Origin of the sequence: Loktanella sp. D2R18 (assembly GCF_003318235.1) — a bacterium.
Lineage (GTDB): Bacteria > Pseudomonadota > Alphaproteobacteria > Rhodobacterales > Rhodobacteraceae > Yoonia.
The window spans coordinates 362,409-376,238 of sequence record NZ_QOCG01000011.1 but is presented as its reverse complement, the minus strand read 5'-3'; the positions used below and the strand labels follow the sequence as shown (position 1 = coordinate 376,238).

The window sequence follows — 13,830 nt, the reverse complement described above, 5'->3', positions numbered from 1 at the left end:
GATGGGCGCTTGGGGCGTAGGATCACTCGACAATGACGGCAGCCAGGACTGGCTGACCGATTTTGGTGAATTTGGGGCCTCTGCGGCGACCGATATTCTTGACGCGTGTTCTGACGCGGTTGCCAGCGGCTACGTCGAAAGTGATATCGGTACGGGTGTGATTGCCTTGGCCGAAGTTGTCGCTGCTGCCCTTGGCAAGCCGGACGAGGATCTTGCGGATCAGTTGGAAGACCCGGTTGAAAACCACAAAGATGCGCTGTTAGAGATCGATAATGTACAGGCCCGCACCAGCGAAGCACTTGAAGCGTTGATGGCCGACGCCGAAACGTCAGAGCTTTATGATCTTTGGGCTGAAACGGATGAGCTTGACGATTGGCTCACCCAGATGAAGACGTTGCGTGCGCGATTGGATGCTGCATGAACGATCAAAACCCTTTTGAAGCCATGATGAAGATGGGGCAGGATTGGGCCAAGTCGATGAATGTCGACATGGATGCCTTTACCCCTACCGGATTTGAAAACCTATGGCCGACGATGCCAAAGGAAACCATGGAAATGTTTTTCGGTAAGGGCGTGAACCCAGATGGGCTTGACGCCAAAACTCGGCTTTTGTTGACCCTTGCGGGGCTGACAGTGCTGGGTGCCCAAGCCGAAGCCCAAATTCGCCTGACGGTCCGGCATTTGACCGAAGCGGGTGCAACGAAACAGGAAATCGCCGAAACAATCGCCCAGATGGGCATGTTTGGCGGTGTGCCTGCCATGAATAAGGCCATGCAATTGGCCAATGAAGTGTTGGAAAAGGACGAAACCGCATGAGTGTTTTCGCGTTCACATTCTATCTATTTGCTATCTCCACGGTTGTGGGCGGGTTGTTCACAGTGGTTAGCCGCAACCCCGTACACTCGGTGCTTTGGCTGATCCTTGCGTTCTTGTCGTCGGCAGGGCTGTTCGTGACGCTTGGCGCTGAATTTGTGGCGATGCTGTTGATCATCGTTTACGTCGGCGCGGTCGCGGTACTGTTCCTTTTTGTTGTGATGATGCTGGATGTCGATTTTGCCGAACTCAAGGCTGAGATGGCGAAATACATGCCGCTGGCCTTGCTGATCGGGATCGTGATTATCATGCAATTGGCGTTGGCCTTTGGCGTTTGGGATTTCTCGGACGGGGTTTCAGCGCGGGTCGCCGCACCACAAGGCGATGCAGATAACACGGCTGCTTTGGGCATGCTGATCTATGACAAATACATCATGCTGTTCCAGCTCGCAGGCCTTATCCTGCTAGTCGCGATGATTGGTGCGATTGTGCTGACGCTGCGCCACCGCGTGGATATCAAACGCCAGAACGTGATCGCGCAAATGCACCGTGATCCGGCCAAAGCAATGGAACTCAAAGACGTTAAACCGGGGCAGGGGCTGTGATGAAGATATTCTCTTTGTACGTTTTTGCCTTAGAAGGAATGACACGATGATCGGACTTGAACATTATCTCGCGGTGGCTGCGGCCCTGTTTGTCATTGGCATCTTTGGCCTGTTTTTGAACCGTAAAAACGTGATCATCTTGCTGATGAGCATCGAATTGATGCTGCTGGCGGTGAACATCAACTTTGTCGCTTTCTCAAGCTACCTTGATGACCTTGTTGGTCAGGTCTTTACCTTGTTTGTTCTGACGGTTGCCGCTGCTGAAGCTGCGATTGGTCTGGCCATTCTGGTTTGTTTCTTCCGCAACCGCGGAACCATCGACGTTGAAGACGTCAACGTGATGAAGGGTTAAGGCACATGGAAACCACCATCCTATTTGCCCCGCTTGTGGGCGCGCTTATTGGCGGCTTTGGTTGGAAACTGATCGGCGAAACCGCCGCGCAGTGGATCACCACCGGCCTGTTGTTTCTGGCAGCTTTCCTGTCATGGATCGTGTTCTTTCGCGGAAACTTCCCTGATGATCCAATCGTTATTCTAAAGTGGATCGAAAGCGGCACACTGTCGACTGATTGGTCGATCCGTATGGACCGTTTGACCGCGATCATGTTGATCGTGATCACGACCGTTTCTGCGTTGGTTCACCTCTATTCATTCGGCTACATGGCCCATGATGAACACTTTAGTGAAGGCCAGAACTACAAGGCCCGCTTCTTTGCGTATCTGTCGTTCTTTACCTTTGCGATGTTGATGCTTGTCACCTCTGACAACCTTGTTCAGATGTTCTTTGGCTGGGAAGGCGTGGGCGTTGCTTCATACCTGCTGATTGGTTTTTACTACAAAAAGCCCTCTGCTGGTGCTGCTGCGATCAAAGCGTTTGTCGTGAACCGTGTCGGTGACTTTGGTTTCGCGCTGGGTATCTTTGCGCTGTATATGATGACGGATAGTGTAGATTTCGACGATATCTTTGCTGAAATCCCGCACATAGCCGAACAAAACCTGCACTTCCTTTGGAAAGATTGGTCCGCAACGAACCTGATCGCTATGCTGTTGTTCATCGGTGCGATGGGGAAATCGGCGCAATTGATCCTGCACACATGGTTGCCAGACGCGATGGAAGGGCCAACGCCTGTATCTGCGCTGATCCACGCTGCGACCATGGTTACGGCTGGTGTCTTCCTTGTGTGTCGCATGTCGCCATTGATGGAATATGCGCCGGAAACCACCGCGTTTATCGTTTTCTTGGGTGCCACAACCGCGTTTTTCGCGGCAACCGTGGGCCTTGTTCAAAACGACATCAAACGCGTCATCGCATATTCAACCTGTTCGCAGCTGGGCTACATGTTTGTGGCTGCGGGTGTGGGCGTTTATTCAGTCGCGATGTTCCACTTGCTGACACATGCGTTCTTTAAAGCAATGCTGTTCCTTGGTGCGGGCTCTGTGATCCACGCGATGCATCATGAACAAGACATGCGGAACTACGGCGGTCTGCGTAAAAAGATCCCCTATACGTTCTGGGCGATGATGATCGGCACCTTGGCGATCACCGGGGTGGGTATCCCGCTGACACACATTGGTTTCGCGGGTTTCCTATCTAAGGATGCGGTGATCGAGAGCGCCTTTGCAGGCACATCCGGTGGCTATGCGTTCTGGATGCTTGTGATTGCGGCCTTCATGACCAGTTTCTACAGCTGGCGTCTGATGTTCATGACTTTCTACGGCAAACCGCGTGGCGATAAGCATACACATGACCACGCGCATGAAAGCCCGATGGTTATGCTGATCCCGCTGGGTGTTCTTGGTCTTGGTGCGGTGTTCTCTGGGATGCTTTGGTATAATTCATTCTTTGGCGATCACCATAAGGTCGAAACTTTCTTTGGGATTGCGGACGCGGAAATGCATTCAGATGCAGGCCACGGTGAAGCGGATGCGCATGGCGATGATCACGCAACGGATGATCATGCTACTGATGCAGAACATGCCTCAGTGCCAGGTAAAGGTGCCATCTTTATGGCTGACGACAATCACGTGATGGACGACGCTCACCATACGCCGACATGGGTCAAGGTATCGCCGTTCATTGCGATGATCTTGGGCTTTGGCCTCGCGTTCTTGATGTATATCCGTCGTCCTGATCTGCCGGGCAAACTGGCGACGCAACAAGCACCGCTTTATCGGTTCTTGCTTAACAAATGGTACTTTGACGAGCTGTACGATCTGATCTTTGTACGGCCCGCGATGGCCATTGGTCGGTTCTTCTGGAAACGCGGAGATACGCAACTCATTGATGGTGGGATTAACGGTTTGACCATGGGCATCATTCCATTCTTCACAAGGCTCGCCGGTCGTGCGCAGTCTGGTTATGTGTTCACCTATGCATTGGGCATGGTTATTGGGATCACGGTGCTGCTGACCATTGTGTCGATGTCAGGGGGGGCGCACTAATGAGCAATATCCTTTCGCTTACGACGTTCATCCCGCTGGGCGGGGCTATCATTCTCGCGCTTCTATTGCGTGGCGATGATGCGGCGGCACAGAGAAATGCAAAATGGGTCGCGATGAGCACATCGTTGGTTACCTTTGTGGTGTCTCTGTTTATCCTTTCGAACTTTGACCCGTCTGACACTGGTTTTCAGTTTGTCGAAGAACGCACATGGTTGGCAGGTCTGCAATATAAGATGGGCGTTGACGGGATCAGCATTCTATTCGTGATGTTGACCACATTCTTGATGCCGCTTGTGTTTGCTTCTTGCTGGAATGTGACCACGCGCGTCAAAGAATACATGATCGCCTTCCTGCTTTTGGAAACATTGATGTTGGGCGTGTTCATGGCGCTTGATCTGGTGTTGTTCTACCTGTTCTTTGAAGCGGGTCTGATCCCAATGTTCTTGATCATCGGGATCTGGGGCGGCAAGAACCGGATTTACGCATCTTTCAAGTTCTTCCTTTATACCTTCCTTGGCTCGGTGTTGATGTTGGTTGCTATGGTCGCGATGTTCTACCACGCGGGCACCACTGACATTGCGCTGTTGCTGTCCCCAGAAGTCAGCTTTGCCTCTGACCCAATCACTGTGCTTGGCCTGAACATCATGGGCGGCGCGCAGACCTTGATGTGGATTGCGTTCTTTGCATCATTTGCCGTGAAAATGCCTATGTGGCCGGTTCACACATGGTTGCCTGACGCGCACGTGCAAGCCCCGACAGCGGGTTCTGTTGTGCTGGCGGCGATCCTGCTGAAAATGGGTGGCTACGGTTTCTTGCGGTTCAGCTTGCCAATGTTCCCAATCGGGTCCGAGGTCATGGGGCCGCTTGTGCTTTGGCTGTCAGCAATCGCGATTGTTTACACATCGCTGGTTGCACTGGTCCAAGAGGACATGAAAAAGCTGATAGCCTATTCATCGGTTGCCCACATGGGTTACGTGACGATGGGGATCTTTGCCGTTAACCAACAAGGCATAGACGGTGCGATCTTCCAAATGATCAGCCACGGCTTTATTTCCGGCGCTTTGTTCCTATGTGTCGGCGTGATCTATGACCGAATGCATACCCGCGAAATCGACGCCTATGGCGGGTTGGTGAACCGGATGCCGGCCTATGCGCTGATCTTTATGTTCTTTACCATGGCCAATGTTGGCCTGCCGGGGACGTCTGGGTTTATCGGCGAATTCTTGGTGCTGGTCGGGATATTCCAAGTGAACACTTGGGTGGCAGCCATCGCGACCACTGGCGTTATTTTCTCGGCGGCTTATGCGCTTTGGCTTTATCGCCGGGTTGTCATGGGTGATCTGATCAAAGAAAGCCTGAAATCCATCACCGATATGACCAAGCGTGAAAAGCTGATCTTTGTCCCGCTGGTTACCATGACATTGCTGCTGGGTGTCTACCCGGCGCTGGTTCTTGATATCATTGGGCCAAGCGTTGAAGCATTGGTTGAAAATTACGAAACGGCTGTCGCGGGCTTTGCTCCCGTCACCCCAGTAGCGTCGCATTAAGGAACGGATGACATGATTTCCGCAGATATCCAAATCGTCATGCCTGAAATCCTGCTGGCTATCTATGCCATGCTGGCCTTGCTGGCGGCGGTTTACACCAACAAAGACAAATCCGCGTCGTTGCTGACATGGGTGACATCGGGGCTTTTTGTCCTGATGGGCCTTTGGATTGGCATAAACGGGCAGGGCACACAGACCGCCTTTGACGGCATGTTCAACGATGATGGCTTCTCGCGCTTTGCGAAGGTCGCGATTTTGCTCTCTGCCGCCGCTGTTTTGATGATGTCCGAAGCCTATATGAAGCGCCGCGGGTTGCTGCGCTTTGAATACCCGATCCTTGTGGCCCTGTCGGTCGTCGGGATGATGGTCATGGTCTCGGCTGGCGATCTGATGGCGCTGTATATGGGGCTAGAGCTTCAATCGCTGTCACTTTACGTTGTGGCGTCATTGCGCCGCGATAGCGTGAAATCGACCGAAGCCGGGCTGAAATACTTTGTTCTTGGCGCGCTGTCATCAGGTCTGCTGCTTTACGGCGCGTCTTTGACTTATGGTTTCGCCGGGACAACATTGTTCAGCGGCATCATCGAGGCGAGCGCGCATCACCCATCGTTGGGCCTGCTGTTCGGCATCGTGTTCTTGGTCTCGGGTCTTGCATTCAAAGTCTCGGCGGCACCTTTCCACATGTGGACACCGGATGTATACGAAGGCTCACCAACACCTGTGACGGCTTTCTTTGCGACAGCGCCAAAATTCGCAGCAATGGCTATGTTTGCACGGGTTGTGCACGACGCATTTGGCCACATCGTGTCCGATTGGCAGCAGATCGTAGCTTTGCTTGCAGTCGTATCTATGTTCCTTGGCGCGGTAGCAGCGATTGGACAAAAAGACATCAAACGTCTGATGGCTTATTCATCCATTGCGCATATGGGCTTTGCTTTGATGGGCTTGGCGGCAGGCACAGTTTTGGGCGTGCAGGCGATGCTGATCTACATGGCGATCTATGTGACCATGAACATCGGCGCCTTTGCGTTTATCCTTGGGATGGAACGTGATGGCCGCCCGGTGACCTCAATCGAGAGCCTCAAGATGTATTCCAAGCGCCAGCCGCTACGCGCACTTGCGCTGCTGGTCTTGATGTTCAGCCTTGCAGGGGTGCCGCCAATGGTTGGCTTTTTTGGTAAGTTCTACGTGCTGCGTGCGGCCTTTGATGCCGGTTTGGCGTGGTTGGCAGTTGCGGGTGTGATCGCTTCTGTGATCGGCGCGTTTTATTACCTGCGCATCGTGTACTACATGTACTTCGGCGAAGAAACGGAGCAATTGGATGGCAAGATGAACCCTGTTCTATGGGGCTTCTTGATGGCGGCTTCCTTGGCGATGTTGATCGGCGTGATCAACCTGTTCGGAATCGAACCGATTGCCCAAGCTGCGGCAGAAGCGCTTGTTCACTGACAATACACACGCGCATTGGCCTGATGGCTACGCGCGTGTCATTCTCGACAGTGTGGATAGCACGATGGCCGAGGCGGCACGCCTCGCGCCGACCTTAGAACACCCCACTTGGATAATGGCACATACCCAAACCGCGGGGCGCGGGCGCCGTGGGCGGCCTTGGGTGGATCCCGCGGGTAATCTGATCGCCACGCTCGTATTTAGGCCTGATTGCACGCTTGCAGAAGCGGCCCAACGGTCATTTGTTGCCGCGAATGCGTTGGGGGCAGCGCTATCTGTCTATGTGCAACCTGAAAAGCTGGCGCAGAAATGGCCGAATGACGTGCTATTGTCTGGTGGAAAGGTCGCTGGGATTTTGCTCGAAAGCAGCGGGCAGGGGTCGCGCGTCGATTGGCTTTCAATCGGGATCGGCGTGAACCTTGTCACGACGCCGCAGGCGGTCGAAAACGCAGCCTTTGCGCCCACCAGCTTGCGGGCCACTGGCGGGTGGGATGTTGACCCGGTCGATTTCCTATCGGTGCTTGCAGAGGCATACGCGACCCAAGAAGAAAATTTGCGTAGCTTCGGTTTCGCGCGTATTCGCGACGATTGGTTGTCCAAAGCCGCGCGCTTGGGCGAAGTGATCACCGCCCGCACCGGGCGTGAAGAAATCACAGGGCGCTTTGATACGGTTGATATGGATGGCAATCTGGTGTTGCAGACGGCGCGAGGCGAACGTGTAATCGCGGCTGCGGACGTGTATTTTTAGACGGGAGATAACCCATGCTTTTGGCGATTGACTGCGGCAATACCAATACTGTGTTCTCTATATGGGATGGAGACAGCTTTATCGCGACATGGCGCACCAGTACTGAATGGCAGCGCACGGCGGATCAATATTACGTCTGGCTGTCCACCTTGATGGCTGTGCAACAGCTGGATGTTGAAATTACTGAGATGATCATCAGCTCGACTGTTCCGCGCGTCGTGTTCAATCTGCGTGTCCTGTCCGATCGCTATTTCAATTGTCGCCCCTTGGTGGTTGGCAAATCTGATTGCTTGCTTGCACAGCAGCCGCGTGTCGATGAAGGAACAGCCGTCGGGCCAGACCGGATTGTGAACGCGGCCGGCGCCTATGACCGTTTTGGTGGTAACCTGATCGTTGTTGATTTTGGCACGGCGACCACATTTGACGTGGTTGACACAGACGGGGCCTATGTCGGTGGTGTGATCGCACCGGGCGTCAATCTGAGCCTTGAAGCGCTGCACAATGCTGCCGCCGCATTGCCGCATGTCGATATCACCATGCCGCAGCGTGTTGTGGGCACAAATACTGTGGCTTGCATGCAATCTGGTGTCTTTTGGGGTTACATCGGGTTGGTCCGCGAGATATGTGCGCGGATCAAAGCGGAACGCGATACGCCCATGAAAGTTATCGCAACCGGGGGGCTCGCACCCCTGTTCCAACAAGCGGACAATCTGTTCGATTCATATGACGACGATCTGACGATGCACGGGCTGACCGTGATCAATAAGTACAATAAGGAAAACACATGACCGACCGCCTGATCTACTTGCCTCTTGGGGGTGCCGGCGAGATCGGCATGAACGCCTATGTCTATGGCTATGGCGCACCAGGCAAAGAACGGTTGATCGTGGTTGATCTTGGCGTGACATTTCCTGACATGGACGGCACGCCGGGTGTTAATCTGATCCTGCCGGACATTTCATGGCTTGAAAAACGCAAATCCCAGATCGAAGGCATCTTTATTACCCACGCCCACGAAGACCACGTCGGTGCCATTGGGCATTATTGGGAACAGCTTGGTGCGCCTGTATATGCGCGGCCGTTCACCGCGAATATCGCGCGTCGCAAATTGGGTGAACACGGTTTGCCCGAAAGCGTTGTGACGGTCGTGGACGTCTACCCACAAGTCATCGATTGCGGCCCGTTCAAAGTGTCTTACCTGCCAATCAGCCATTCGATCCCTGAAAGTGCTGGTCTTTTGATCGATAGCCCTGATGGGCGCATCTTGCACTCCGGTGATTTTAAGATCGATGAAACCCCGGTGGTGGGCGATCCGTGGAATGCGGCGCTGTGGGAAGAGGTGTCTAAAGATGGCGTCAAAGCGCTTGTCTGTGACAGTACAAACATTTTTTCTGACGCGGCAGGCCGATCCGAGGCGACAATTGGCGATGCTATCGCCGATATGATGAAAGAAGCAACCGGCATGGTTGTCGCGACCACCTTCGCATCCAACATCGCGCGCCTAAAGACTTTGGCGATTGCAGCGGAAAAGGGCGGACGGTCTGTTGTGTTACTCGGCCGCGCGATGCGCCGCATGGTCGAAGCTGCAACCGAGGTCGGCATCTTGTCCGGCTTCCCACCTGTCGTATCCCCAGAGGACGCGCTGAACATGCCACGCGAGAACGTGATGCTGCTGGTGACGGGATCGCAAGGCGAACGCCGCGCTGCATCTGCACAACTGGCCCAAGGGTCGTATTTGGGCCTGAAACTGAAAGAAGGGGATACCTTCCTATTCTCGTCCAAAACGATCCCCGGCAATGAACGCGGCGTGATCCGGATCATGAACCAACTGTCCGAATTGGGCGTTGATGTGATCGATGACGCAGGCGGCAAGTACCATACGTCAGGTCACGCCAACCGCCCCGATCTGGAAACCATGCACGAGATCGTCAAACCGCAAATCTTGATCCCAATGCACGGCGAGCACCGTCACTTGCGAGAACACGTCAAAGTCGGGAATGCCAAAGGCCTGACTGGGATTGTTGCCGTTAACGGTATGATGATTGACCTGTCAGGCAACGCACCAAAAGTTGCAGAATACATCGAAACGGGCCGCACTTATCTTGATGGCACCGTGCAAATCGGCGCGATGGACGGCATCGTGCGCGACCGGATCCGTATGGCGCTGAACGGCCATATGATCGTGACGCTGATCATCGACGAAAACGATGAACCATTAGGTGATCCGTGGGTTGAAATCTCTGGCATCGCGGAAACAGGTCGTAACAATGCCGCCCTTGTGGATGTGGTCGAACAAGACCTGAGCCAATTCATGAATCGTGCCAACGCCAAAACGCTGCGCGACGAAGTGAAGCTGGAAAAAGAGCTCAAAACAATCGCGCGCCGCTCTGCTGCGGCAGAGATAGGTAAAAAGCCTGAGGTGACAGTGATTGTATCTCGATTGAGCTAAAATGTTCGCATTTTATCGTCTTGAGGCGCCTTTTGGGGGCCTCTTTTTGTTGTGATGTCCTTTTGATACATGCAGGATAACGCGCTGCCAAAATGGCCAGAAGCCGCCCCCCTGTTTTCGACTGCTTACGATATACGTAATTGCGATAAGAAACAGGAGTACTGCTCCTAGGCCGCTTCGTTTCATGCCAAATAGGCTCAGTTCAGCGTTCTCAATTAAATGAATTAGTTCCAAAGGCAGACTCCTCGCTTTAGTTGCGTCGTTGTCTTTGCCTTTGAGGTTAAAAATAGCGGTTTTTTAGGGGGCTTGGCAACCAAGATAGGCTAGCTGCCAAGGATTAATTCAATCCTTGGCAGCGTCAGAAACCATATTAGTGTTGAGGTAATGTATTTCAGACATAATTTTATCCGAAATAACGATTTTCCCTCCAATGAAGTAATTGGGGACCCATGACGGATTACGCCTTCGCGCGCTCCTCAAAGCTCATCGCGATAAAAGCGGGGGTATCTTCACCCATGCCGACAATCGCAGGGCCGTTATCGCGCGGCTGATTGCGTCCGCGTCCGCCGCGCTGGCGGTTTTCGCGTGGTTTGTGGTCTTGTTCTTGCTTTGGAGCTGGGGCTTTTTCGGCAACGGGGGCTGCCGGTTCCGCAGGTGTATTCTCTTCGGCCTGCTTTGGTTCAACAGGCTTACGACGCGTACGTGTGCGTGAACGCTTTGGTTTCTCATCCGCGTCGGCTGCCGGTGCCTTGGGGGCAGGGGCTGCTTTGACCGGGGCTTCTTGGCGTGGAATTTCTTCTTTGACCAAGGCTTCGACGTCAGCGAGGTTTTTGTCGTCGCGTCCGACGCAGATCATGATCGCGGTGCCCGTGCGCCCGGCACGGCCTGTGCGGCCAATGCGGTGCACATAGTCTTCGGCGTGGCTTGGCACGTCAAAGTTAAACACATGGGTCACTGCCGGAATATCAAGCCCACGCGCAGCCACGTCAGAGGCCACAAGGAAACGCAGTTTGTTATCGCGGAAGGCTTCGAGCGTCCGGGTGCGGTGTGTCTGATCCAAATCTCCGTGGATCGGCGCAGCCTCATAGCCGTATTTATTCAGTGACTTGGCGACGATATCGACATCTGACTTGCGGTTACAAAAGATGATTGCGTTGGTACAGCTATCGCCTTCGCTATCAATTAGATCACGCAAAAGCGCGCGTTTCTCGGAAGGCTCTTTGGGCTTGGATGAGCCTTTGAACATCACAACACTTTGTTTGATGTTGGTGTTTGTCGTTGCCGCGCGCGCGACTTCGACCTTGGCGGGGTTGGACAGGAATGTATTCGTGATCCGTTCAATTTCTGGGGCCATCGTCGCCGAGAAGAACAGCGTTTGGCGGGTGAACGGCGTGCGTTTAAAGATTTCTTCGATGTCGGGGATGAACCCCATGTCCAGCATGCGGTCGGCTTCATCGACGACCATGACTTTCACGTCGGTCAGGATCAGTTTGCCGCGTTCCAAATGGTCCAACAGGCGGCCCGGCGTCGCGATCAACACGTCGACACCTTTGTCGATCAGCTTGTCTTGGTCTTTGAAAGACGTCCCGCCGATCAGCAAGGCTTTGCTAAGTTTGGTGTATTTTGCATAGGCGTCAAAGTTTTCTGCAACCTGTGCCGCCAATTCGCGGGTCGGGGCCAGCACCAGCGAACGTGGCATACGGGCGCGGGCGCGGCCTCGGCCCAAAAGCGTGATCATCGGCAAGGTAAACGCCGCGGTTTTCCCTGTGCCGGTCTGCGCGATTCCAAGAACGTCGCGTCCTTCTAGTGCGGGGGCAATTGCACCAGCCTGAATAGGTGTTGGTGTATCGTAACCTGTTTCGGCTACAGCTTTTAGAACCTTGGCATCAAGGTTCAAATCAGTGAATTTCGTCATGTGCGTCCTAAGTGTGCGGGATCGATCCGCATTTGTGAAAGGACGCATTTCCCCGAACGCCCCGGTCTCGACGGCCCGTGCCGTCCGGTCTGCGGATAGCGAAATTAGCCTTTAGCGTCAAGCGAAGCAGCATTTCGCATACAGACAGCGGCCAATTGTGGCCACCGTGCAATGCCGTGATCGCAACTCTTGCCGTTACCAGACCATCATTTCTTTAGTAGCGGTCAAAGACACATCAGGGTAATCCCGCCCAACCCGGTCGATATCCCACTGCAAACGCGTCAAAAACACGGTGTCGCCGTCGTTATCTGTCGCGATGTGCTGCTTATTGGACGCGCTGAATTTCTCAACGGCGTCTTTGTCGCCTGTCACCCAGCGGGCAGACGTGAACTGGGATTGTTCAAACCGGACCGGTAGCCCGTATTCCAATTCGATCCGGCTGGCGAGCACTTCGAACTGCAACGCACCGACAACGCCCACGATAAAGCCTGACCCAAAGGTGGGTTTGAACACTTTCGCAGCACCTTCCTCGGCAAATTGCATCAACGCTTTTTCAAGGTGCTTGGCCTTCATCGGGTCGCCCGCGCGACATGATTGTAGCAATTCGGGCGCGAATGACGGGATGCCGGACACACGAATGTCTTCACCTTCGGTCAATGTATCACCGATGCGCAACTGCCCGTGGTTGGGGATACCGATGATATCACCTGCCCAAGCCTCTTCAGCCAATTCGCGATCAGCGGCAAGGAACAGAACAGGGTTCGAGATCGCCATTTGCTTTTTTGCACGCACATGGGTCAGCTTCATGCCGCGATGAAAATGCCCGGAGGCTAATCGCACAAAGGCCACGCGGTCGCGGTGTTTGGGGTCCATATTCGCCTGCACCTTGAACACGAAGCCCGCGACTTTGGGTTCTTCTGGTGCGACATCACGCGGATGCGCCGACTGCACCTGTGGCTGTGGGCCGTATGTTGCTATGCCGTCCATCAGTTCTTTGACGCCAAAGGAGTTCATCGCAGAGCCAAACCAAATCGGGGTCATGGACCCGTTCAGCAGTGCCTCTGGGTCCAATGCCGGAAGCAGCTCTTTTGCCATTTCGATTTCTTCCAGAAATTTTTCAAGCAAATGGGCGGGCACATGTTCGGCTAGTTTGGGGTCGTCCAACCCACTGATCTGGATGCTTTCGGCAATCTTGTTGCGATCCGCGCGATCCATGAGTTCCAACTTGTCGCGCAGGATATCGTAGCAGCCGATAAACTCGCGCCCAACGCCGATCGGCCAAGAGGCTGGTGTCACGTCAATTGCAAGGTTTTCTTGAATTTCGTCAATAATATCGAACGTATCGCGGCTTTCGCGGTCCATTTTGTTACAAAAGGTCAAGATCGGCAGGTCGCGCAGCCGGCAAACTTCGAATAGTTTTTGGGTCTGGCTTTCCACTCCTTTGGCCCCGTCGATCACCATCACCGCCGCATCGACAGCTGTCAGCGTGCGGTAAGTGTCTTCGGAAAAATCAGAGTGACCGGGCGTATCAACAAGGTTAAAGCGATACTGTTCAAAGTCAAAGGACATTGCCGACGCCGAAACCGAGATCCCGCGATCTTTTTCCATCTGCATAAAGTCGGACCGCGTGCGGCGTGCTTCGCCTTTGGCACGCACCTGTCCGGCCATTTGAATGGCCCCACCATACAAAAGGAATTTTTCGGTCAATGTCGTCTTGCCCGCATCAGGATGCGAAATGATCGCAAAGGTGCGGCGACGGGCAATTTCAGCGGGCAGGTCAAGGCGATTTGTCATGGCGCATGCTTTATGCGGTTGACGAGCAAAGGGCAATCCACTGCGCGCTTAACGATTGCTTCGGGTTT

12 protein-coding genes are annotated in these 13,830 nt (G+C 53.9%); 10 read left to right on the top strand and 2 right to left on the bottom strand.

What is annotated here, in order from left to right:
* Position 1: 1 nt before the first annotated feature.
* The 10 genes from DS901_RS08540 to DS901_RS08495 are packed head-to-tail and all read left to right on the top strand — an operon-like array spanning position 2 to position 10,053.
* Positions 2–421, top strand: a complete 420-nt coding sequence (locus tag DS901_RS08540; RefSeq protein WP_113776491.1) for a DUF4259 domain-containing protein — start codon at positions 2–4, stop codon at positions 419–421.
* A complete protein-coding gene (locus tag DS901_RS08535) occupies positions 418–816 on the top strand; it encodes a carboxymuconolactone decarboxylase family protein (protein WP_113776490.1) in 399 nt (132 codons plus the stop codon). The genes DS901_RS08540 and DS901_RS08535 overlap by 4 nt, the downstream gene beginning before the upstream one ends.
* Entirely contained in the window at positions 813–1,418 is a 606-nt protein-coding gene (locus DS901_RS08530; protein ID WP_113776489.1) for an NADH-quinone oxidoreductase subunit J, read from the top strand. The genes DS901_RS08535 and DS901_RS08530 overlap by 4 nt, the downstream gene beginning before the upstream one ends.
* A gap of 46 nt (positions 1,419–1,464) precedes the next feature.
* Positions 1,465–1,770 carry an NADH-quinone oxidoreductase subunit NuoK gene (gene nuoK, locus DS901_RS08525; protein WP_113776488.1) on the top strand — a complete coding sequence of 102 codons (306 nt, stop codon included), beginning with the start codon at positions 1,465–1,467 and terminating at the stop codon, positions 1,768–1,770.
* A gap of 5 nt (positions 1,771–1,775) precedes the next feature.
* Positions 1,776–3,860: an NADH-quinone oxidoreductase subunit L gene (nuoL, locus tag DS901_RS08520; RefSeq protein WP_113776487.1), complete on the top strand. Its 2,085-nt coding sequence runs from the start codon at positions 1,776–1,778 to the stop codon at positions 3,858–3,860.
* Positions 3,860–5,407, top strand: a complete 1,548-nt coding sequence (locus DS901_RS08515) for an NADH-quinone oxidoreductase subunit M (RefSeq protein WP_113776486.1) — start codon at positions 3,860–3,862, stop codon at positions 5,405–5,407. The genes nuoL and DS901_RS08515 overlap by 1 nt, the downstream gene beginning before the upstream one ends.
* Positions 5,408–5,419: 12 nt before the next feature.
* On the top strand, positions 5,420–6,856 hold the full coding sequence (nuoN, locus tag DS901_RS08510) for an NADH-quinone oxidoreductase subunit NuoN (RefSeq protein WP_181820814.1): 1,437 nt from the start codon (positions 5,420–5,422) through the stop codon (positions 6,854–6,856).
* On the top strand, positions 6,846–7,604 hold the full coding sequence (locus DS901_RS08505; RefSeq protein WP_113776485.1) for a biotin--[acetyl-CoA-carboxylase] ligase: 759 nt from the start codon (positions 6,846–6,848) through the stop codon (positions 7,602–7,604). The genes nuoN and DS901_RS08505 overlap by 11 nt, the downstream gene beginning before the upstream one ends.
* A 14-nt stretch (positions 7,605–7,618) precedes the next feature.
* On the top strand, positions 7,619–8,392 hold the full coding sequence (locus DS901_RS08500; RefSeq protein WP_113776484.1) for a type III pantothenate kinase: 774 nt from the start codon (positions 7,619–7,621) through the stop codon (positions 8,390–8,392).
* Complete coding sequence (locus DS901_RS08495; RefSeq protein ID WP_113776483.1) at positions 8,389–10,053, top strand: ribonuclease J; 1,665 nt, start codon at positions 8,389–8,391, stop codon at positions 10,051–10,053. The genes DS901_RS08500 and DS901_RS08495 overlap by 4 nt, the downstream gene beginning before the upstream one ends.
* A 457-nt stretch (positions 10,054–10,510) precedes the next feature.
* Here DS901_RS08495 and DS901_RS08490 read toward each other — a convergent pair whose 3' ends face one another.
* Together DS901_RS08490 and DS901_RS08485 are read right to left on the bottom strand one after the other, a co-directional pair.
* Positions 10,511–11,968 carry a DEAD/DEAH box helicase gene (locus DS901_RS08490; RefSeq protein ID WP_113776482.1) on the bottom strand — a complete coding sequence of 486 codons (1,458 nt, stop codon included), beginning with the start codon at positions 11,966–11,968 and terminating at the stop codon, positions 10,511–10,513.
* A gap of 195 nt (positions 11,969–12,163) precedes the next feature.
* The gene (locus DS901_RS08485) at positions 12,164–13,762 is read right to left on the bottom strand and encodes a peptide chain release factor 3 (RefSeq protein WP_113776481.1); all 1,599 of its coding nucleotides are present in this window, start codon (positions 13,760–13,762) and stop codon (positions 12,164–12,166) included.
* Positions 13,763–13,830: the final 68 nt, after the last annotated feature.

Excerpts from the sequence above, each read along its gene's own strand:
- DS901_RS08540 (WP_113776491.1), top strand. The coding sequence starts at position 2 with ATGGGCGCTTGGGGCGTAGGATCACTCGACAATGACGGCAGCCAGGAC.
- DS901_RS08535 (WP_113776490.1), top strand. The coding sequence starts at position 418 with ATGAACGATCAAAACCCTTTTGAAGCCATGATGAAGATGGGGCAGGAT.
- DS901_RS08530 (WP_113776489.1), top strand. The coding sequence starts at position 813 with ATGAGTGTTTTCGCGTTCACATTCTATCTATTTGCTATCTCCACGGTT.
- nuoK (WP_113776488.1), top strand. The coding sequence starts at position 1,465 with ATGATCGGACTTGAACATTATCTCGCGGTGGCTGCGGCCCTGTTTGTC.
- nuoL (WP_113776487.1), top strand. The coding sequence starts at position 1,776 with ATGGAAACCACCATCCTATTTGCCCCGCTTGTGGGCGCGCTTATTGGC.
- DS901_RS08515 (WP_113776486.1), top strand. The coding sequence starts at position 3,860 with ATGAGCAATATCCTTTCGCTTACGACGTTCATCCCGCTGGGCGGGGCT.
- nuoN (WP_181820814.1), top strand. The coding sequence starts at position 5,420 with ATGATTTCCGCAGATATCCAAATCGTCATGCCTGAAATCCTGCTGGCT.
- DS901_RS08500 (WP_113776484.1), top strand. The coding sequence starts at position 7,619 with ATGCTTTTGGCGATTGACTGCGGCAATACCAATACTGTGTTCTCTATA.
- DS901_RS08495 (WP_113776483.1), top strand. The coding sequence starts at position 8,389 with ATGACCGACCGCCTGATCTACTTGCCTCTTGGGGGTGCCGGCGAGATC.
- DS901_RS08490 (WP_113776482.1), bottom strand. The coding sequence starts at position 11,968 with ATGACGAAATTCACTGATTTGAACCTTGATGCCAAGGTTCTAAAAGCT.
- DS901_RS08485 (WP_113776481.1), bottom strand. The coding sequence starts at position 13,762 with ATGACAAATCGCCTTGACCTGCCCGCTGAAATTGCCCGTCGCCGCACC.